Below are 20,218 nucleotides of genomic sequence, written 5' to 3'. Positions count from 1 at the left end.
CCGGCCACCGAAGGAGATCCGCATGAGCACCGTGGACGACACCGTCCGCTTCGACCTGGCCCGGCACGCGGTGCGCGAGTTCGGTGAGAACCCGAGCGCGTTCCTGGCGCTGAACTCGGGCAACGAGTACTTCACCGCCGCAGGTCACACGGGTGTCATCGCCTACCGCACGGCCGGTCGGTACCTCGTGCAGTTCGGTGGGGTGCTGGCGGCACCGGAGGACCAGGAGCCGCTGCTGCGGGCGTTCCTCGCACACGCGCGTGCGCACAAGCGAAAGGTCGTGTCCATCCAGCTGCAGCCGGCCGATGTCGAAACGTACGTTCGTGCGGGGTGCACGATCAACCAGGTCGGTGCTTCCTACTCCCTGGAATTGTCCGGTTTCTCCCTGCGCGGCACGAAGTTCATGAAGCTGCGCAACAAGATCGCGAAGGCGCGGCGCAGCGGGGTCGAGGTCGCGGAGGTGCCGTACGAGCAGCACCGGGACGACCTGAAGACCATCGACGGCCAGTGGCTGCGGTCGAAGGGGCGGCACGTCAAGGAGATCGAGTTCCTCGTCGGCGAGTGCGGCGGCGCGGTGCAGGAGGACCGCAGGCTCTTCCTCGCGACGATCGGCGGCGAACCGATCGCCTACGTGTCGTACTCACCGGCGTTCGGCAGCAGGAGCGGGTGGCTGCACGACCTCAGCCGGCGGGTTCCGACGGTTCCACCGGGGGTGATGGAGCTCGTGAACTCCGTCGCGATCGAACGGTTCCGCGAGGAGGGCGCCGCGTGGCTGCACTTCGGCTTCACGCCGTTCACCGGTCTGTCACCGGATCTCCGCACGTCTACGGCGAGTCCGTTCACCGACCGGCTGATGCGGTTGCTCGCCACGCACGGTGACGCCGTCTACCCCGCCGCGAGCCAGTTGGCGTACAAGGAGAAGTGGGGACCGCAACTCGTTGTGCCGGAGTACCTGGCGTTCCACGGCAAGGCGTCGCTCGGCGCGGTCTGGCAGATACTCCGGATCACCAGGTCGGTGTGACCGTTCAGCGCAGCAGGGCGGGGTCTTGCTGGAGGATTCCGTGGAACTTGTCGCGCAGCGCCTGGCTGGGTTCGAGTCCGAGGTCGACGGCCAGGCGCTGGCGCAGCTGGTGGTAGAGGTCCAGCGCCTCCGCCTGGCGTCCGGCCTGGTAGAGAGCGGTCATCAGCTGCCCGCAGAACCGCTCGCGCAACGGGTGCTGCTGGTGCAGCTGTTCCAGCTCGGTGATCAACGCACGGTTCTCGCCCAGGGCGAGCTGCGCGTCGAACAACCGCTCATAGGCATTCAGCTTCGTCTCCGCCAATCGGGCGTACGCGAGCCGGGAGATGCGGCCGTGGCCGGTGTCGATGAGTGCCGGACCGCGCCACAGGGACAAGGCCTCGGTAAGGACCGCGATGACGTTCAACGAATCCATGTCCGGTCGCAGGCCGACCTGGTTCACCATTTCACAAAACTTCAGCCCGTCGATATCTTGGGGTGCCAGCGCCAACGCGTAACCGGCATCCGAAGTCTGCACGATATCGCGCAGGGACTCGCGCCCGGTCTCCTCGCCGAGAATCTTGCGCAACCGCGCGACATGCCCCTGCAGGGAGTTCGCTGCATTCCGCGGCGGGGAGTCCGGCCACAACTCGTCGATCAGCTGCTCCTTGGTAGCGGGCCGACCTGCGCAGAGAGCGAGCGCCGCCACCAGTGCCCGCAGCTTCTCGCCCGGCACCCTGAACTTCACGCCGTCCTCGGATAACTCGAGCGGTCCGAGAATGCTGATCTTCACGAATACCCCCGACTACCGTGTGCGGACGTTCGGAGGTTGATTTCGCAGGAAAGCGCGCACGCCAGCGTGCGCCCCCCAACGCGACCCCCCGCAGCCTTGTCAGCAGACTAACCTCACGCAACGTCGTCGTCAAACGTCACAGCGTGATCCAGAGCTGCAATCCGATAGGCAGGATGCAAGAGCCCTGTACCCTCGAAAACCGGTATTGTTCGGCTTGCGTCGCACACGTATTCGGGGTCAGGGGGAAAAATGACTGAGACACGGCTGGCGGGGGTGACGCCCGACGCACCGTGGCGTCGGCTGGTGGCACTCGGCGACCCCGGTGGCATCGGCCCGTCCTCGCGCAAGGGACTCGCCAGGCACCTGCGCGACACCCACACGAGCCTCGCGTTCCTCGACCTCTGCCGCACCAGGGCGTCCATTTCGGACACCCGCGCCCGGCACCTCACCCGCGCACTGGACTTCCGCTGCGACCTCGCGCTGGTGCTGTGCGGAGGACAGGACGACGCCGCGAACCCGTACGACGCGGAAGTGGAGCTGGGCCGCGTGATCGGGCCGTTGCGCGACGCCGGTGCGGACGTGCTGACGATCGTGCCGCCCACGTCGACCCGTTCCCCGCTGCGCGACCGGTTCGCCGCGGTGTCCATGCGGCACGGGGCGTTGTACCTGCACCTGGAGTCGACGGCGCAGACCTCGGTGCTGGGCGAGGTCGTGCGCACCCTCAACGCGAAGGTCTGGTCTCGCCGGCAACGCGTCTCGTCGTGACAGTCCTCAGCAGACGGTCGTCCGGCCTTTTCGGACGGACGACCGTCTGTTGTGGATCGGGTCAGTTCCCTGCGGCGAACCAGTCCTCGATGCTCGTCGCCTGCAGCTGCGCGCCGGCGTTCGGGACGAGCTGCCTTCCGGTCAGCGCCGTGCCGAAGTACTGCGCCCGCGGGTCCGACACGACCTCGCGCTCGTCCTCGCGCCGCGTGAGCACCGTGCGGATCCACCCGTCCATCGTGAACTCCTCGGGTCCGCCGATCTCCAGCACGCCGTTCACCGGCTCGGTCGCCGCCGTCCTGGCCACGACCGCCGCCACGTCCGCCGCGGCGACCGGCTGGACACCGCCGTGCGGGAGCCGCACCACGCCGTCCGCGGTGGCGCTGTTCGCGATGGCGCCGGCGAACTCGAAGAACTGCGTGGCGCGGATGACCGAGTACGTCAGGCCCGACGCCCTGATGAGCTCCTCCTGCGCCACCTTCGCCCGCAGGTAGCCCGAGTCCGGCAGCTCGTCGGCGCCGACGATCGACAGCGCGACGTAGTGACCGACCCCGGCCTGCCGTGCGGCGTTGACCAGGTTCGTCGTGGCCGTGGTGAAGAAGCGCAGGACGTCCTCGTCGGCGAACGACGGCGAGTTCGACACGTCCACGAGCACGTCGGCGCCCTTCACCACCTCCTCGACGCCTGCGCCGGTGACGGTGTCGACGCCGCTGCTCGGGGACGCCGCCACCGCCTCGTGGCCGTGCTCCCCCAGCCGCTTCACGACCTGGCTGCCGATCAAGCCGGTGCCGCCGATGACAACGATCCTCATGGTCCATCCCTTTCGTGTGCCCGCTGGTGTGCGGGCGTTCACGAGCTAGGACAAGACAGCCCGCGCGGTTGTGACGCGCTGCGAACGCCTCCTAGGCGAACGCGCCCAGCTTCTCCGGGTTGACCAGCCACATCACCTGGTCGATGCCCTCCTCCGACACCGCTACCGTGATCACGCCGAACACCGTGCCGTCGCGTTCCAGCCGGATCGCCGCCTGCCCGTTCGCCTCCACGTACGAGACGTCCTCGGCCGTCCAGAACGTCGGTGCCCAGGCCGCGAAGATCTTCGCCAGCGCGGTGGCGCCGTACAGCGGGCGGCCGGCGGCGCGGACCTTGCCGTTGGAGTCGGACCAGCTCACCACGTCCGCGGCGAACAGCTTCTCCAGGCCCGCGAGGTCACCTGCCTGGGCGGCGGCGACGAAGGCCTCCAGCAGCTCGCGTTGCCTGGCGGGGGTGGCCGGGGTGCGGCGTGAGTCGGCGAGGTGCTTGCGGGCGCGGCTGACCAGCTGGCGTGCGGCGACCTCACTGGTCTGAACGACCTCGGCGATCTCGCGGTACGGGTAGTCGAACGCCTCGCGCAGCACGTAGGCGGCACGTTCGGTGGGGGTGAGCTTCTCCAGCAGCATCAGCACGGCGAGCTCCAGCACGGCACCCCGTTCGGCGCCCAGCTGCGGGTCGGCGGCCGTGTCGACCGGTTCGGGCAGCCACGGGCCGGCGTAGGTCTCGCGGCGGGCGCGGGCGGTCCGGCTCTCGTTGATCGCGAGGCGGGTGATGGCCGTGGCCAGGTAAGCCTCGGGGTTCAGCACCGCGGCGCGGTCGGCGGCCTGCCAGCGCAGCCACACCTCCTGCACCAGGTCCTCGGCGTCGGCCACGCTGCCGGTCATCCGGTACGCGATGCCGAAGAGCCTGGGCCGCGCGGCCGCGAACGCCGACTCCGCCTGCTCGAGCTGCGTCATCCGCCACTCCGTTCCGTCTCCGCACCCACCGTAGCGCCGGCCCCCGGCGGCGGTCGCCGCGGTGGCGGATCTCCACAATGGAGGGCGTGACCGACCGACCTGAGCCGCCGCTGACCGGGAACGAGCGCGACACCCTGCGCGCGTTCCTCGACTTCCACCGCGCCACCCTCGCGCTCAAGTGCGCGGGGCTGTCGGACGAGCAGCTGCGCCGCCGGTCGATGCCACCGTCCACGCTCACCCTGCTGGGGCTGGTGCGGCACATGGCCGAGGTCGAGCGCACGTGGTTCCGGCGCGTGATCAACGGCGAGGACGTCACCAACGTGTGGTCCGCCGACAACGACTACCAGGTCGCCTACGACGCGAGCGGCTCGACGCGCGCGGAGGCGTTCGCGGCGTGGGAGGCCGAGGTCGCGCACGCCCGCAGGATCGAACGCGCCGCCGAGTCGCTCGACATCACCGGCTACCAGCCCAAGTGGGAGCAGCACGTGTCGTTGCGGCTGGTCATGCACCACCTGTGCCACGAGTACGCACGGCACAACGGCCACGCCGACTTCCTGCGCGAGGCCCTCGACGGCTCGACCGGCACCTGACCCCTGCTCTTCCGGCATCTGCAAGTACCACCAACTCAACATCAACAGGCACTTTTCCACTACCAACAGCGCCGCCGACCGTCCGTGGGTCCGGAGTCTCCTTCGTCAGACGGCGAACATGTTGGTGGTACTTGCAGATGCCTGGGCAGCAACGGGGGTGGCGGTGGTACCGGCTAGAGGGATCGCCAGACGTAGAGGTGCTCCCCGGCGGCGCGTGAGCGCGCGGCCAGTGCGATCAGCTCGTGCAGGTGCGGGGCCAGGTCGAGCGGCTCACCGGTGTGCGTCGCGAGCTCCTCGATGCCCGCCCAGCGCCGCGCCAGCGCGGGCACGTCGGCGGCGGGGATGTCGGCCAGGGTGTCCCTGACGTCGTCGGCGAACTCGCAGACCCACGCCTCGAACTCGCTGTCCTCGTCGCTGACCAGCGTGGTGGCGGACAGGCCGGGGTGCCACTCGACGTCGCGCACGAACCCGATCAGCTGACCCAGCACCACGTCGGGTTCGAGGCCGGCGACGGTGTCCAGGTGGTTCAACGGTCCGCCGTCCACCACGAGCGCCGCCTGCTCGGCGCCGGGTGCGCGGAAGTAGTCGTTCAGAACGCCCACGTGCTCCCCCAAAAGATGTCCGGCGGAGCATAACCACACGGGTCCCGGGGCTGGAGTTGTGGTCGTCGCGGCTCGCATCGAACGGGCCCGGGGCGGGTATTCCCCGTGACGGCGGCACCTCGACCCGCGAGGGCCGCCGACCTGCGGAGGTGAGCTCGTGCTCTTCCACGTGCGAATGGACGTCTCGCTCCCCCACGACCTGGATTCCGCGCGACGGGCGGAACTGGTCACGGCGGAGAAGGAGCGGGCGCTGGAGCTGCAACGCCTGGGGGTCTGGCCGCACCTGTGGCGGGTCGTGGGGCGCAGCGACGTCATCGGGATCTTCGACGTGCCGACCAACGACGAGCTGCACGCCGTGCTGTCGTCGTTGCCGCTGTGGGAGTTCATGGACGTCGAGGTGACGCCGCTGGCGCAGCACCCGTCCGACCTCGCGGCCCAGGGCTAGGGCCGCAGGCCGAGCTGGCGGTCGTGCAGCCGCCGCCACACCAGCAGGGAGACCACCGCTCCGCACAGGCACAGGAACATGTCCCACTGCGTGTCCCACTGGTCGCCCTGCGTGCCGAGGAAGTCGTCGGCACCGGCTCCCAGGACCACCGCGCTCAGCCACTCGACGAACTCGAAGCACGCGCTGATCGCCAGGCACACGCACGTGCTGAGGAACGCCACCCAGCCGCCCGGCCGCAACGGCGTACGGCGCAGCAGGACCTCCCGCACCGCGACCGCGGGCACGAACCCCTGGACCACGTGGGCGAACCGGTCGTAGTTGTTGCGTTGCGTGCCAAGCCATTCCTGTGCCCACTCGCCGAGCGGTGTCTCCGCGTAGGTGTACTGCCCGCCGTAGCAGAGCACCAGCGCGTGCAGCACCAGCAACCAGCACAGCAACCGGGTCAGCGGAAAGCGCTTGCGCAGCAACACCACCAGCGGCAGGCCGACGACCACCCACACGACCTCCAGCGCCCACGTGCCGGGTGACCTCGCCAGCACACCGGTCACCACCAGCGCGGCGACCACCACGCCGACCAGCACCCGCCCCTCGATCCGGCCCGGCCCGTGCACAGTGGACTCCATGCCGGATCACCGTAGTGGTGCGGCGGCCCGCGCGGCACCGATCCCGGCACCCGGCCGGACCGCCGCGCCGAGCAGTCCCGCAGCGGCGGCGCCGAGGAACGCGGTGAGGTGGCCGAAGTGGTCCACCGCCACGCCGGCGAGCAGGGCGCCGACGGCCTGCCCGACGGCGATCAGCAGGAACGACGTGCCGACGCCGGTGGCCGGCCGGTCGCCGTGCACGCGCGTGCTCCAGACCAGCAGCAGTCCGCTGAGCGCGATGTAGGAGGCACCGAACAGGCCGGCGGCGGTGAACGACACGGCGACGTCGCCCGGCCACAGCGCGAGTGCGGCGGTGGCCGCGGAGAGCAGGACGAGCACGGCGGTCCAGGCGGTGCGCAGGCCCAGGACGCCGGTCAGGTGACCGCTGACCGCGCCGAGCAGCCCGGCCAGTCCGATCAGCGACCACATCAGCGCGGCGGCGGTCGGCCCGGTGCGCACGACGTCGCGGCCGAACGTCCACACCGCCGAACTGGCCAGGCCCAGCAGGAACGCGGCGGTGAGCAGCGGCGCGGCACCGGGCGGCAGCAGCGACCCCGTCTCCCGGCCCGTCGCACCGCGTCCGTGCGGCACCGTCGCCACAACCCACGCCGTGACGGCGACCGACACCACGGCGAACGCCGCCCAGGCGAGCCGCCAGTCGTCCAGCAGGACCAGCGCGACCGGTCCGGACAGCAGCACGCCCACGCCGGTGCCCGCGTTCACCACCGACTGCGCGCGGTCCTGGCGCGCCGCGTCGACCGTGCGGGCGATCGCCTCGGCCAGCGGCGGCGACGCCAGACCGGTGCTCACCCCGGCGACCAGGACACCGGCCGCGAGCAGCACGCCGTTCGCCGAGACGGCGACGAGCGCGGTGCCGGCGGCGGCGAACACCCCCGCGCCCACCGCCACCGGCCGCGGACCGTGCCGGTTGGTCAGCAGGAACCCGGCGACGACCGCGATCCCGTAGCCGGCGTAGCTGCCCGCGCCGATGACGCCGAGCAGCGTGGAGCCCAGCGCGAACTGCTGCTGGAACGCGGGCGCGAACAGGCCGTAGGCGAACCTGGCGAACCCGTAGCACACCCCGACGAGTGCCGTGCCCGCACAGATCAACCCCACCTGCCGCCTGTCCACGATCCTCCCCTGGTAGAACGCCGGTTCTACTCCTAGACTAACGGCGTGGCCCCTTCAGCGCGAGAACGCATCCTCGTCGCCGCCTCCGAGCTGTTCTACGGCGACGGCATCGCGAACACCGGCGTGGACGCCGTGGTGGACCGTGCCGGGGTCGCGCTCGGCTCGGTGTACAAGAACTTCGGCGGCAAGGACGGCCTGGTCGAGGCCTACCTGCGCCGCCGGGACCACCTGTGGCGCGCGACCTGGGAACGGGTGGCCGCCGACGCCGCGACACCGCTGGACCGGGTGCTGTCGGTGTTCGACGCCCTGCTGCTGTGGTGCCGCGACCAGGGCGCCGACCAGGGCTGCGCGCACGTCGCCGGGCTGGTGCAGTTGCCGGCCGGACATCCGGCGGTCGAGGTGGCCTTCGCGCACAAGAACCACCTGGTGCGCCGCCTGGCCGAGCTGGCGGCGGGTCTCCCGGCGGTGGACGAGGTCGTCGCGGACGTGGCGATCGTCTACGAGGGCGTTCTCGTGCGGATGCAGCTCGGGGCCGATCCGGAGGAGGTCATCCCGCGGGCCAGGAAGCTGGCGGAGACGGCGATTCTCTGTCGTTAGAACTTTCGTTCTAGTTCGGGTCGGTGTAGTTGCAGATCTCCACGAGGTTGCCGTCCGGGTCGCGCACGTAGACGCTGCGCATCTGCCCGAGCGCCCCGTCGCGCTCCCCCGGCCCCTCCTCGACGGGAACGCCGTGGGCGGCGAGGGTCGCGAGCACCTCGTCGAGCGGGTCCTCGGTGACGAAGCACAGGTCGGCGCTGCCGGGCACGACGTGGCGGGCCTTGGGTTCGAACTCGTGGCCTGCCTCGTGCAGGTTGATCTTGCTGTGGCCGAAGGCGAGCGCCTTGCGGTCCTCGCCGAAGGTCATCTCCCGCATGCCGAGCACGGTCACGTAGAAGTCGAGCGTGGCCCGCAGGTCGGTGACGGTGAGGACGAGGTGGTCGAGCCGGTCGATGCGCATCACCCCAGTCTGCCGGTTCGCGGCGTTCAAGGAGCTCCTCGCCGAGGTCGCGCGGACCTGCCGCCACTGAGCGGGCGTTGCCGGCCCTGTGCCGGGTCAGGTGACCGCTCCGCCGGGAACAGCAGGGGGCGGCGGTGGTTGCGATAGGGGTTCGCGTCGTTGCGGTACGGGTTTCCCGGATCGGCGTACCGGTCTTTCCCGATGCCCTCCACCGACGCGAAATTACGTGGTGGCCGGGACGGATGTCGTTCGTAGCGTGGTGAGAGCGCGGGTTGTCTCCGCGTTCTCCCCTGCGAATGAAGGACATGACAGCTCATGGCGAGATGGAAAACCTCAGCGGGTGTGATCGGCTGTGCGATCGCCGCGGCCGGGTCGGCTCTCGTGCTCGCGACGCCGGCGTCGTCGGCGCCTTCGGCCCCCGTCCTCAACGCCGGGTCCGCCGATGCGGTGCCCGGCAGGTACATCGTGGTGCTCAAGGGCACCGCGACCGCGCAGGGCACGGCCTCGGCTGCCTCGTCGGTGGTCCAACGGCACGGCGGTCGCACCCGGCACGTCTTCGACGCGGTGGTCGGTGGCTTCTCCGTGTCGATGTCGCCGGAGCAGGCCGCGCGCACGGCGGCGGACCCGGCCGTCGAGCGGGTGCAGCAGGTCGTGCGCATGCAGGTGCTCGACACCCAGCAGAGCCCGCCGAACTGGGGTGACGACCGCATCGACCAGCGCGACCTGCCGCTGGACAGCAAGTTCACCTACCCCGCCAACGGCGGGGAGGGCGTGCGCGTGTACGTCCTCGACTCCGGCATCAACGCGAACCACCAGGACTTCACCGGCCGGATCGCGGCGGGTTACGACTTCGTCGACAACGACTCCACGCCGCAGGACTGCAACGGTCACGGCACGCACGTCGCCGGCACGGCCGCCGGAACGCGGTACGGCGTGGCCAAGAAGGCCACGATCGTGCCGCTGAAGGTGCTCGACTGCGGTGGGAGCGCCTACGACGACGACCTCATCGCCGCCGCGAACTGGGTGGTGCGCAACGGGTCCGGGCCCGGCGTCGTCAACTACAGCATCGGCTGCCGTCAGCGGTGCCCCAGCAACCCCGCGCTCGAGAACGCCGTCACCGGTGTCGTCAACAGCGGCGTGCAGTGGGTCATGGCGGCGGGCAACTCCAACGACGACGCCTGCCAGTACAGCCCGCAGCACCTGCGGGCGCCGATCACCGTCGGCAACAGCAACCGTTCCGACGCCCGCCGTTCGGACAGCAACTACGGCACCTGCCTGGACATCTTCGCCCCGGGAACGGACATCGTGTCCGCGGCGTACAACAGCAACACCGGCTCCTCCACCATGTCCGGCACGTCGATGGCGTCGCCGCACGTGGCGGGCGTCGCAGCACTGCACCTCGCGCAGAACCCGTCGGCCACCCCGGCGCAGGTGCGCGATGCGCTGGTGAACAACGGTTCCACCGGCAAGCTCAGCGGCATCAACACGGGCTCGCCGAACGTGCTGCTGTACTCCGGCTACCTCAACGGCACCCAGCCCGGTGGGGTCACCGTGGCGAACCCCGGTGACAAGACCGCGACGGTCGGCCAGTCGTTCCAGCTGAACAACAGCGCGAGCGGCGGGTCCTCCCCGTACACCTGGTCGGCCACCGGTCTGCCCGCCGGCCTGTCGATCAGCTCGACGTCCGGTTCGATCACCGGCACGCCGACCACCGCCGGCACGGCGAACGTCACCGTGACCGCTCGCGACAGCGCGGGCAAGACCGGTTCGGCGTCGTTCCGCATCGTCGTCGGCACCACCGGCGGCGGTACCTGCCCGGCCGTGACCAACTCGAACAGCGGCCAGATCCTCAACTACTACACCACGCAGAGCGCCATCACGATCACCTGCTCCGGTGCGGCGTCGGCCACCTCGACGGTCGCGGTGGACATCACCCACACCTACATCGGTGACCTGCGGGTGTACCTGACCGCACCGGACGGCACCACCTACCAGCTGCACAACCAGACCGGTGGCGACACGGACAACCTGGTGCGCACCTACACGGCGAACCTGTCCAGCGAGTCCCGTGCGGGCCGCTGGCTGCTGAACGTCTACGACGGCGGTCCCGGCGACACCGGAACGCTCAACCGGTGGACCCTGACGCTCTGACCTGAGCGAACGGTCCCCGCGCAGGAACAGGGGTGCCCGGCGGTCACCACCGCCGGGCACCCCCCTGGCTTCGTCTCAGCCCCGGCCGATGAGGTGGTCGTTGTTCCGCAAGGACTGCCGGGTCACCCCCAGTTTGCGCAACACCTTGGCGACGTGTTGCTCGACCGTGCGCGGCGACAGGAAGAGGACGTCCGCTATCTCGTTGTTGCTGCTGCCCGCGGCCACCAGCCGGGCCACCTCGCGCTCGCGAGGTGACAGGTCAGAGCCATAACCCCGGCGACCGGCACGCGAACGGGTCGCCCTGACCCCGAACTCCCGCAGCAGGTGCCGGCAGCGGGCGGAGTCGTAGGTGGCGCCCAGTGCCTCGTAGTCGTCGATGGTCCGGGTGAACGCCCGCACCGCTGCCGCCGGGTCGCCGGCGAGCAGGGAGGTGTCGGCACGCTCCCGTGCCCCGACGGCCAAGTACGACGCACCCATCTCCTCGTACGCGCGCGCCGCGGCGGTGTGGTGCTCGATCGACGACCGACCGCCGTGGTCGGCGAGCGCGCCGTGACAACTGTGCAACGCGGCCACGGCGAGCGGCGCGTCCATCCCGCTCACCCCGTCCGTCAAGTCCCGCACGACGGCCTCGGCGTCGGCGACCCGGTCCGCCGCCAGGTAGGCGTCCACGGCAGAGGGTGCGACCTCTCCCGCCCACGCCCACACGCCCTTGCGGCGCAGCAGCGCCATGCCCGCGTCCGCCTCGATCCCCGCACGCTCCACGTCACCGTCACGCAGCGCGATCCGGACCAGACCGGCGGCGCAGCCGAGCGCGACCGGTGCGAACGCGTTGCGCGGAGTGCGGACGTGGGTGCCGGTGAAGTGGGCGACGGCCGCCGCCCGTTCGCCGCGGGCCAGCGCGTGCAGGCCGAGCACCATGTTCAGCTCGTCGGTGATCGCGGCGAGCTCGTGGTACTCGGCCAGCAGGGCCCGCGCCCTGGCCGCCAGACCGTCCCAGGCTCCCGTGAACCAGTCGAGGACCAGCGCGGTGCTCCGCGCTCCGCTCAGCACGTACAGGCTGCCGGTCTCCTCCGCCGCCCGGATTCCCGTCCGCAGGTATCGGCGGGCGTCGCCGAACATGCCGATCGTGGTCATCGCGTCGGCCAGGTTGCAGTGGACCCGGGCGACCTGGCGGTGTTCGGCCATCGTCCGGCCCGTCTCCGGCACCGCCGTCAACCGGTCGCGGACCCCGGCGTCGCCGATGACGACCAGCGAGCCGATCACGTTGGCCAGCAACGACATCCGCATCGCGGGGTCGGCGCTGCGGTCGATCGCCTCGTCGGCCTTGCGCAGCCACGGCCTGAGCTCGGTGAGCGGGGTGTCCCCGATGAACGGCTGGGACAGCATGCTCATCGCCCTGGCCGCGAGGTCCGGCCGGCCGGCGAGCTCACCGACGGCGATCTCCATCTGCGCGCGCGCCTTCGCGACACCTTCCTCCTGCTTGACGAAGAGCATCGCCAGCAGCATGCGCACCTCGCCGCGCGCACCCTCGGACAACCTCGGGTCGACCAGCAGCTTCTCCAGCGCCTCCGCCGGGCCGTACGAGTCGAGCCCGAGCGCCGAGACCTCACCGAGCTTCGTCCCCAGCCGGTCCACCTCGGCACCGGACAGCCACGGCTCGGCCAGCAGGCGCCGCAGCAGCGGGATCGCCGCGGACGCGTCGGACAGCACGAGCGCCTGGTCGGCGGCGGCCTCGCCGTAGCGCAGCCAGTCCTCGCGCCGCCCCACCCTCCTGCAGTGCTCGGCCAACTGCACCAACGGCGGCCGGTCGAGCCCGGCGAGCACCACCACCGCGCGCTCGTGCAGCTCGTACCGCTCCAGCACCCCCACCGCGCGGTAGACGGCCTGCCGGGCCAGCGTGTGCCGGAACTCCAGGACCCCGGCGCCGCCGTCGTGCAGCAACGTGCTCGCCAGCGCCTCGGTGGCGGCGGCACGTACCGCGCTCCCGTCCAGTCCGGCGACCTCGCCGATGAGGTGGACCGTCGCCGGCACGGCCAGGACGGCCGCCGCGCGCACGAACTGCCCGGCCTCCGCGGGCAACGCACCCAGCCGCTCCGCCGCGGACTCCAGCAACAGCGCCGGAACCTCGCCACCGCTCGTCAGCCGCCGCACGGCCGCGCTGTTCGCCACCACCTCGTCCGAGCCGCCGCGCAACGAGCGCAGGACCTCCTCGACGACGAGCGGCAGCCCCGCGGTGTGCCCGTGCAGCTCCGCGGTGAACTCATCGCTCACCTCGTCCGTCTCCAGCGCGGCCGCGGCGAGCGCGGCCACCTCGTCCACGGTCAGCGGGGCAGGCCTCACCAGTTCCGTCGTCACGCCCGGCCCAGGCCGGTACGCCGTGCCCAGCGGCATCGCGGTGGGCAGGTCCTCACGCCGGTAGGTCACCACCACCGCCAACCCCGCGGGCGGGTCGGCCATCAGGAACCGGAGCAGCTGCAGCGTCCCGTCGTCGGCCCAGTGCAGGTCTTCGACCACCAGCACGGTGTCCCCCAGCGCCACCAGCACCGCGCGGATCGCCCGGAACAGCAGGTGCCGGTCGAACGAGTGGCTGCCGTTCACTGTCACCGGCTCCGGCAGCACGTCGGCCAGTTCGGGCAGCGCCTCCCGCAGGGCCGCCGTCACCGGGCTCAGCGGCCCGCACCGCTCGATCCGCGCGCGGCACCGGCCGAGCGCCTCCAGCACCGGCCCCAGGATGAACGGCTCGCGCAACTGCTGGCAGTGTCCCGTCAGGACGGTGCGCCCAGCGGCCTCCTCCGACGCGAGCAGCTCACGCACGAGCCGGCTCTTGCCGATCCCCGCTTCCCCCTCCACCTGCACCAGCGCGGGCAGGTTGCGCAGCGCGCGGTCCATCACCTCGAGCTCGTCGCGGCGGCCGACGAACACCGAGCTGTCCCGCACGACCAGAGACCGGACCAGGACCCCGTCCCTCCTCTCGGCGGCGAAGACGGGCTCGCTGCCTTCGAATGGGCCAACAGGGTACGTGACGTGCGAAGAAGACGTAAGGGACGACTTCGAACCGGCGGCGGACCTCTCCTGCAGCGAGGAGTGAACTGGGCGGCGCCTGCTCACCGCGCCCGCGGTCGCGGTTGACGCCTGCGCTCAGGCGTCGAACGAACGGCGGGCCGCTTCGATCTCCCGCAGGTGCTTCGTCGTCCACGCGCACATGGCGTCGACGGTCTGGCGCAGCTCCCGGCCCGGTTCCGTCAGCGCGTAGTCGACCCGCGGCGGCACGGTCGGGTGCACGAACCGCGACACCAGCCCGTTGCGCTCCAGCAGCCGCAGGTTCTGCGTGAGCATCTTGTGGCTGATCCCGTCGACCAGGGCGCGCAGCTCCGTGAACCGCCGGGTCTCGTCACCGATCGCCTCGATGATCAGCAGCGCCCACTTGTTGGCGACGTCGGAGAAGATCTCGCGCGCCAGCGAGTCAGCGCGGGCCAGGTCCGCGTCCTGCGGCAGCGTGAACTGCTTGCTCACCTTTAGGTTCCCCAGTCACGATAAAGTGCGTTCTTCCAGGTCAGCGTTCACTCTCCTATGGTTTCCCAGTAACCACAAGAGAGCGAGAACCTGAACATGATCACCCTGGTCAACCCCGACGGCCTGCCGCAGATCGACGTCTACCACCAGGTGGCGGTGGCGAGCGGGAGGACGGTGCACGTCGCCGGGCAGGTCGCCTGGGACGCCGGGCCCGACCTGGCCGAGCAGGTCGCGCAGGCCTACCTCAACGTCCACACGGCGCTGCGGAGCGTCGGCGCGACGTTCGACGACCTCGTCAAGGTCACCGTGTACGTCGTGGACTGGACGCCGGACAAGATGCCGCAGCTGCTCGAAGGCATCGCGAGGGCGGCTGCGGAGGCGGGCAGCACGCCCCGGCCGCCGGCCACGCTCATCGGCGTCCAGGCGCTGGACGTGCCGGAGCACCTGGTCGAGATCGAGGCCACGGCGGTCATCGACTGATCCACCGGTGGTCACCGGCGGAGGGTGACCGCCAGCGCCACCGCGGCGGTCAGGGCGATGACCCCGCTCACCACCAGCTGGTTGAGCCACACGACGGAGTTCCAGTCGGAGTCGCGCAGCAGCGCCGCCACTACCAGGGCGAGGGCCAGTGCGATCGTGATCTGGCGCAGCAGCGGCACGTCCAGCGGCGCCATCGCGCGGACCATGCCGAGCAGCATGACCAGCACCGCGAGGCCCATGGACACCCAGTAGGGCTCGAAGGCGTTCACCGCCGCGTCGAAGTGCAGGACCGGTGGCGCCGCGATCAACCACACACCGGCCAGGAACGCGGTGACGCCTGCCCTGCTCTCGACGGTCCGCCCGCGCGCATCCCCCACGCGAACGATTCTCACCTCTTGGCGGCGCTGAGGGAATACCCGTGCGGGATGTGCAGGACCTGTGCAGGTTCGGTGAAAGGGCCGCGCACAACGGGCAACCGCGCGCCGGGCGCGTTCTACCGTCGGGCATGGACACCGTGGACGTGCTCGTCGTGGGCGCGGGACTGGCCGGTCTGCGCACCGCCCGCCTGCTCGCCGAGGCCGGGTTGGACGTGGCCGTGTGCGAACGGCGCGGCGACCTCGGCACCGGCATCCGCACCACCGGCATCTTCGTGCGGCGCACGCTGGAGGACTTCGACCTGCCGCACCTGGGGCCGGCGGTGCGCAGGGTGGTGCTGTACCCGCCGAGCCTGACCAGGCCGGTGGAGCTCGTCAGCGGTCGTGACGAGTTCCGCGTCGGGCACATGGAGGGCGTGTACGCGCAGGCGGTCGAGGACGCCCGGCGGGCCGGTGCGCAGGTCACCCTCAACGCCGGCTACCCGGCGAAGGCCGTGAAGGCGCGGTTCACGATCGGTGCGGACGGGGCGCGGTCGACGGTCGCGCGGCAGCTCGGGCTCGACGTCAACCGCACGATGATCACCGGTGTCGAGGAGGTCTACCCGGTCGCTCCCGGCGGGACGCCGACGTTCCACTGCGTGCTCGACCCGCGGCTCGCGCCCGGCTACCTGGCCTGGGTGATCGACGACGGCGAGCACGCCCACGTCGGGCTCGCCGGCCGCGCCGACCGGTTCACCGCGCCGCTGCCCCGGCTGCTGCGCAGGTTCAAGGACGGCTTTCCCACCCCCACACCCACCGGCCCGGTCCGGCGGCGCGGCGGGCCGATCCCGGTGGGCGGGGTGCTGCGCCGGATCGTCAGCACCGAGGGGTTGCTGGTCGGGGACGCGGCGGGGGCGGTGTCGCCGTTGACCGCGGGCGGGCTCGACCCGTGCATGCGGATGTCGGAGCTGGCGGCGTCGGTCACGGCCGACTACCTGCGCAGCGGCAACCGGTACGTGCTGGAGCACTATGACGGGGCGGGGCTGCGGCGCCGGTACGTGGCGCGCGGGGCCATGCGGCGGGGGTTGTCGCTGGTGCGGGCGCCCGGTGTGGCGGAGGCCGCGTTCAGCGGGCTGCGGACGTGGCTGGGACGGGCGGTGGCGGCCAGGATCATGTTCACCTGACCGCCACCGCCCCTGCCGTCAGGCCGTGAGCAGCGTCAGGCCGTAGACCCGCAGGATCTCGCTGACCGGCTGGAACCACGTGCGACCGCCGCTCGCGCAGTTGCCGTAGCCGCCGGACGTCACGCCCTGGGCCTGGTCACCGGTGATGAACGAGCCGCCGGAGTCGCCCGGCTCCGCGCACACCGACGTGCCGACCATCTCGTAGACCGCGCCCTGCTGGTAGTTCACGGTCTCGTTGCGGCCCTGCACCACACCGCAGTGCCAGTGCGTGGTCGAGCCAGAGCGGCACACGGACGTGCCGGGCGGGGCCTCCCACGAACCGCGCACCAGGGCGTCGCTCACCTGGCCCCAGCCGAGCACGACCGGCACGTTCCACCAGCCGCCGCCGGTGCGCACCCAGCCGTGGTCGTCGGTGGGGAACGACGAGCCGACGAACTCGCCCTGCCAGGAGCGGTCCCAGCCGTGGACGTTCCAGGCGCCGACGTTGCAGTGCCCGGCCGTCACGTAGCCGCCGTGCACGGAGAACCCGATCGAGCACCGGACGTTGCCGGTGTAGAACGGGTCACCGCCGACGGTTCCGGCGGCGAACGTCTGCGGCTGCCGGACGCCGTCGCGCTGGACCACGACGTCCTTCGGCAGTGCGGAGACGTCCGCAGCGGGCTCGGCCTCGACGACGACCGTGCCGCTCGGCACGTCGACCCTCCACGACGCGATGCCGGGCGGGATCTTGCCGGACTTCGACATCCGGTCGATGTCGTTCTTCACCGCGGTCAGCGACGCGAGCGACTTCGCCCGCAGCACCGGTGTCGCACCGGTGGCCCGCACGGCGTCGGCCTTCGCCGGGTCGGTGACGGCGACGTTCAGCTTGCCGTCGGCGAACCAGCTGCCGCCGTAGGCGTCACCGGCCGCCGCCTGCGCGGACGGGTCGATGCGCAGCGCGGTCTTCTCCTGGCCGATCCGCGTCACCGCCTCGGCCTTGCTGATGCCGAAGTCGCGGCTCATGGCGTCGACGACCTCGGCGGAGGCCACGGCGGCGGGGACGACGATGGTGCTGAGTACGAGAGCTGATACGGAAACAACGCGCAGCAACACTTTTCCTCCTAGGGTGCCCAGGGTGAGGTGGCGGCCCAGCTGACGTCCTCGGCATAACCTGCAGGGTTGTCGTAGACGTGTGCGCCGCCGCTCGATGCGACCCAAACCTCCTCTGCGTAGTGCCTGATGTTGGTGCCGAGCTCGTTGAACGACTCCAGTCGCACGCCGCCCCGCCCCGGCTGGGCGCAGAACGTCGCGTCGCGGCGGAACAGGTCGGTGTTGTCGTTCGTGCCGAGCTGGACGCGGAAGTCGGCGTGCCTCAGGAACTGGTTGGGGAAGTTGCGGGCCTCCAGCGAGTAGCACGACGGGTCGGCGAGACCGCGCCGGACCACGAACGTCGCGTCCGCCTTGAGCACCGCGTCGCTGCCGCCGGCGACGACGTCCGTGCGGGCCAGGCCGTCCCGGTGCCGCAGGTAGCGGTCGGTGAAGCCGGGCGTGGTCACCCGGAACGACCGGGCCTGGCCCAGCGGCAAGTCCGCGCCGCTGCGCCACAGCGCACCCGCCACCGCCCACGTGGTGTCCGCGGCGAACGAGCTCGCGGTGTCCCACGGGTTCGGGCCGCCGGAACGCGCCAGGTAGACGTTCTCGCCGTAGTGCCGGATGAACGCACCGCGCTGGTTGTACGACTCCAGCGCGGTGCCGCCGGAACCCGCGCGGGCGCAGAACGTCGCGTCGCCCGCGGCCGGGTTCGCCGCCGTGCCGATCCGCGCGCCGCTGTGCCGCAGGTACCGGCCGGGGAAGTTGCGCGACTCGAACGACAGGCACGAGGCGTCCGCGAGACCGGGCCGCGCGAAGAACGTGGCGTCCAGGCGGTCCAGGTCGGAGGACGGCACGTCGGTGCGCGCCAGGCCGTCGCGGTGGCGCAGGTAGCGGTCGGTGTGGCCGGAGGTGGTGACCCGCAACGAGACCACGTCGTCCGGGCCGACCGCCGTGCCGTTCGCGATCGCCAGGACGCGCAGGTTGATCTCGCGCACCCGTGCCTCGGTCATCTTCAGCACCTGGCGGTCGTAGGTGTAGAAGCCGTTGACCTCGTTCTCCACGTCGTACGGTTCGGTGTAGACCGAGCCGGACAGGCCGCGCGTGTGCACCATGCGGGCGACCTGCTTGGTGATCTCCACGTACCGCGTGGTCAGCGACGTCTCGTCCGGGTACAGGGCGCCGTAGGCGAACCCGCGGCCGGGCTGCCACTCGTGACCGGTGATCCGGCGGCCGAGACCGCCGAACTCGCCGAGCACCGCCACCCGGCGCGCGTCGGGTGTCCTGGTGGCCGTGGTGATCTGGTAGTGGTGGTCGTCGATGACGTCGCCGTTGCCGGGGTCCGGGTCGGAGACGCAGCAGTTGGCGCCGGAGTTGTGGTTGACGAGCCTGGTGCCGTCGATCGACCGCACCAGGTCGGTGATGCGGCCGGCGTCGTACTCGCCCCAGCCCTCGTTGAACGGCACCCACTGCACGATCGACGTGATGCCCTTGAGCTGGTCGATCACCCGGCGCAGCTCGGACTCGAACGCGGTGTGGCCGTTCGGGACCTCGTCGACGGCGTCGAGCGACGGCATGTCCTGCCACACCAGCAGGCCCAGCCGGTCGGCGTGGTAGAACCAGCGGGCCGGCTCGACCTTGATGTGCTTGCGGACCATGTTGAACCCCAGTGCCTTCTGGCGTTCGAGGTCCCACCGCAGGGCCGCGTCGGTCGGGGCGGTGTAGATGCCGTCGGGCCAGTAGCCCTGGTCGAGCGTGCCGAGCTGGAACACGAACTTCCCGTTGAGCAACGGCCGCATGACACCGCCGACCAGCGCCTTGCCGAGCGAGCGCATGCCGAAGTAGCCGGTGACCGCGTCACCGCTGCTCGACGTCACCCGCAGGTCGTAGAGGAACGGGTCGTCCGGCGACCACAGCCGCGCGTTCGGCACCGGGACCCGCAGGCGCGCACCGGTCTGCCCGGTCGCCGTGCCCACGACCTGGCCGCCGCTGAGCACCTGGGCGGTCACGGTCTGGCCCGCGGTGCCCTGCACGACCAGGTCGAGCGCGCCGCCGGGCACGTCCGGTGTGGTGTCGAGGCGGGTGATGTGCTGCGCCCGCACGGGTTCCAGCCAGACGGTCTGCCAGATCCCGGACGCGGCGGTGTAGAAGATGCCGTCCGGGGTGCGGCGCTGCTTGCCGATCGGGTAGCGGCTGCCGTCGACCGGCGAGTGCACGCCGACGACGACCTCGTTGCTGCCCGCGCGCAGGGCGGGCGTGATGTCGAACGAGAACGCGTCGAAGCCACCGGTGTGCGTGCCGACCTGGGTGCCGTTGACCCAGACCCTGGTCTCCCAGGTGACCGCGCCGAAGTTGAGCTTCACCCTGCGACCGTCCCAGGTGGACGGAATGGCGAAGGTCCGGCGGTAGAACATGGTGTCCTCGTGCCGTTTGACGCCCGACAGGGCGGACTCGACCGGGTACGGCACGAGGACCCCTTCGGCCAGCGGCCTGCCGAAGGGCGGTGAGCTGAGGTCGGGAGCACCCGTGAACTCCCAGACCCCGTTGAGGTTCTGCCACTCCTGCCGGACCAGCTGCGGTCGCGGGTACTCGGGCAGGGCGTTGGCCGGTGACACATGGCTGGTCCACGGTGTCGTGAGGGGTGCGGGTTTCGGTTGCCACTCGGCGGCCTGCGCGGCCGTCGGTGTGACGGTTGTTGCTGCGACGAGGAATCCGACCAATACGCCCAGGACGCGTCTGGTCATG

20 protein-coding genes are annotated in these 20,218 nt (G+C 71.1%); 8 read left to right on the top strand and 12 right to left on the bottom strand.

From position 1 onward, the window contains the following. Positions 1-22: 22 nt before the first annotated feature. Complete coding sequence (locus ACZ7CD_RS28740; protein WP_470380102.1) at positions 23-1,021, top strand: bifunctional lysylphosphatidylglycerol flippase/synthetase MprF; 999 nt, start codon at positions 23-25, stop codon at positions 1,019-1,021. 4 nt (positions 1,022-1,025) lie between these two features. Here the strand turns inward: ACZ7CD_RS28740 and ACZ7CD_RS28735 are convergent, their stop codons facing one another. Beyond that, complete coding sequence (locus ACZ7CD_RS28735; protein WP_360387810.1) at positions 1,026-1,790, bottom strand: AfsR/SARP family transcriptional regulator; 765 nt, start codon at positions 1,788-1,790, stop codon at positions 1,026-1,028. Positions 1,791-2,039: 249 nt separating this feature from the next. On the opposite strand from ACZ7CD_RS28735, the gene ACZ7CD_RS28730 reads away from it, so the two are divergent. Beyond that, positions 2,040-2,555 carry an SGNH/GDSL hydrolase family protein gene (locus tag ACZ7CD_RS28730; protein ID WP_360387807.1) on the top strand — a complete coding sequence of 172 codons (516 nt, stop codon included), beginning with the start codon at positions 2,040-2,042 and terminating at the stop codon, positions 2,553-2,555. 61 nt (positions 2,556-2,616) lie between these two features. On the opposite strand, the gene ACZ7CD_RS28725 is transcribed toward ACZ7CD_RS28730, so the two are convergent. Both ACZ7CD_RS28725 and ACZ7CD_RS28720 read right to left on the bottom strand, forming a co-directional pair. Continuing rightward, complete coding sequence (locus ACZ7CD_RS28725; protein ID WP_360387805.1) at positions 2,617-3,363, bottom strand: SDR family oxidoreductase; 747 nt, start codon at positions 3,361-3,363, stop codon at positions 2,617-2,619. A gap of 91 nt (positions 3,364-3,454) precedes the next feature. Beyond that, the gene (locus ACZ7CD_RS28720) at positions 3,455-4,318 is read right to left on the bottom strand and encodes an RNA polymerase sigma-70 factor (protein WP_470380101.1); all 864 of its coding nucleotides are present in this window, start codon (positions 4,316-4,318) and stop codon (positions 3,455-3,457) included. Positions 4,319-4,404: 86 nt separating this feature from the next. On the opposite strand from ACZ7CD_RS28720, the gene ACZ7CD_RS28715 reads away from it, so the two are divergent. Next, entirely contained in the window at positions 4,405-4,908 is a 504-nt protein-coding gene (locus ACZ7CD_RS28715; protein ID WP_360387800.1) for a DinB family protein, read from the top strand. 173 nt (positions 4,909-5,081) lie between these two features. Here ACZ7CD_RS28715 and ACZ7CD_RS28710 read toward each other — a convergent pair whose 3' ends face one another. After that, a complete protein-coding gene (locus tag ACZ7CD_RS28710) occupies positions 5,082-5,510 on the bottom strand; it encodes a hypothetical protein (protein ID WP_470368463.1) in 429 nt (142 codons plus the stop codon). A gap of 157 nt (positions 5,511-5,667) precedes the next feature. Here ACZ7CD_RS28710 and ACZ7CD_RS28705 point away from each other — a divergent pair, with 157 nt between their 5' ends. Beyond that, a complete protein-coding gene (locus ACZ7CD_RS28705) occupies positions 5,668-5,955 on the top strand; it encodes a muconolactone Delta-isomerase (protein ID WP_360387795.1) in 288 nt (95 codons plus the stop codon). Here ACZ7CD_RS28705 and ACZ7CD_RS28700 read toward each other — a convergent pair. Both ACZ7CD_RS28700 and ACZ7CD_RS28695 read right to left on the bottom strand, forming a co-directional pair. Continuing rightward, positions 5,952-6,578 (bottom strand): DUF2238 domain-containing protein, encoded by a 627-nt coding sequence (locus ACZ7CD_RS28700; protein WP_360387793.1) that lies wholly within the window; start codon positions 6,576-6,578, stop codon positions 5,952-5,954. The two genes, ACZ7CD_RS28705 and ACZ7CD_RS28700, sit on opposite strands and share 4 nt — an antisense overlap. 6 nt (positions 6,579-6,584) lie before the next feature. Next, the gene (locus tag ACZ7CD_RS28695) at positions 6,585-7,727 is read right to left on the bottom strand and encodes an MFS transporter (RefSeq protein ID WP_458433153.1); all 1,143 of its coding nucleotides are present in this window, start codon (positions 7,725-7,727) and stop codon (positions 6,585-6,587) included. Positions 7,728-7,772: 45 nt separating this feature from the next. Here ACZ7CD_RS28695 and ACZ7CD_RS28690 point away from each other — a divergent pair, with 45 nt between their 5' ends. Continuing rightward, on the top strand, positions 7,773-8,324 hold the full coding sequence (locus ACZ7CD_RS28690) for a TetR/AcrR family transcriptional regulator (RefSeq protein WP_470380100.1): 552 nt from the start codon (positions 7,773-7,775) through the stop codon (positions 8,322-8,324). Positions 8,325-8,334: 10 nt separating this feature from the next. Here ACZ7CD_RS28690 and ACZ7CD_RS28685 read toward each other — a convergent pair whose 3' ends face one another. Continuing rightward, positions 8,335-8,724 (bottom strand): VOC family protein, encoded by a 390-nt coding sequence (locus tag ACZ7CD_RS28685; RefSeq protein ID WP_470380099.1) that lies wholly within the window; start codon positions 8,722-8,724, stop codon positions 8,335-8,337. Positions 8,725-9,039: 315 nt separating this feature from the next. On the opposite strand from ACZ7CD_RS28685, the gene ACZ7CD_RS28680 reads away from it, so the two are divergent. Continuing rightward, entirely contained in the window at positions 9,040-10,875 is a 1,836-nt protein-coding gene (locus tag ACZ7CD_RS28680) for a S8 family serine peptidase (RefSeq protein WP_470380098.1), read from the top strand. A 75-nt stretch (positions 10,876-10,950) separates the two neighbouring features. Here the strand turns inward: ACZ7CD_RS28680 and ACZ7CD_RS28675 are convergent, their stop codons facing one another. Both ACZ7CD_RS28675 and ACZ7CD_RS28670 read right to left on the bottom strand, forming a co-directional pair. Then, positions 10,951-13,812, bottom strand: coding sequence for a helix-turn-helix transcriptional regulator (locus tag ACZ7CD_RS28675; protein WP_470380097.1), 2,862 nt, complete (start codon positions 13,810-13,812; stop codon positions 10,951-10,953). A gap of 201 nt (positions 13,813-14,013) precedes the next feature. Next, positions 14,014-14,388, bottom strand: a complete 375-nt coding sequence (locus ACZ7CD_RS28670; RefSeq protein ID WP_360387778.1) for a winged helix-turn-helix transcriptional regulator — start codon at positions 14,386-14,388, stop codon at positions 14,014-14,016. 96 nt (positions 14,389-14,484) lie between these two features. On the opposite strand from ACZ7CD_RS28670, the gene ACZ7CD_RS28665 reads away from it, so the two are divergent. Continuing rightward, on the top strand, positions 14,485-14,868 hold the full coding sequence (locus ACZ7CD_RS28665; protein WP_360387775.1) for a RidA family protein: 384 nt from the start codon (positions 14,485-14,487) through the stop codon (positions 14,866-14,868). Between the two features lie 11 nt (positions 14,869-14,879). On the opposite strand, the gene ACZ7CD_RS28660 is transcribed toward ACZ7CD_RS28665, so the two are convergent. Continuing rightward, positions 14,880-15,245 (bottom strand): hypothetical protein, encoded by a 366-nt coding sequence (locus ACZ7CD_RS28660; protein WP_360387772.1) that lies wholly within the window; start codon positions 15,243-15,245, stop codon positions 14,880-14,882. Positions 15,246-15,373: 128 nt separating this feature from the next. Between ACZ7CD_RS28660 and ACZ7CD_RS28655 the strand changes: the two genes are divergently transcribed. Next, entirely contained in the window at positions 15,374-16,405 is a 1,032-nt protein-coding gene (locus tag ACZ7CD_RS28655) for an FAD-dependent oxidoreductase (RefSeq protein WP_470373427.1), read from the top strand. Positions 16,406-16,423: 18 nt separating this feature from the next. On the opposite strand, the gene ACZ7CD_RS28650 is transcribed toward ACZ7CD_RS28655, so the two are convergent. Next, on the bottom strand, positions 16,424-17,497 hold the full coding sequence (locus ACZ7CD_RS28650) for a S1 family peptidase (RefSeq protein ID WP_470380096.1): 1,074 nt from the start codon (positions 17,495-17,497) through the stop codon (positions 16,424-16,426). An 8-nt stretch (positions 17,498-17,505) separates the two neighbouring features. Then, a complete protein-coding gene (locus ACZ7CD_RS28645; protein ID WP_470380095.1) occupies positions 17,506-20,217 on the bottom strand; it encodes an AbfB domain-containing protein in 2,712 nt (903 codons plus the stop codon). Between the last annotated feature and the right edge of the window lies 1 nt (position 20,218).

The organism is Lentzea sp. NPDC036949 (assembly GCF_055608075.1).
This window is presented reverse-complemented; position numbering and strand designations above follow the sequence as displayed.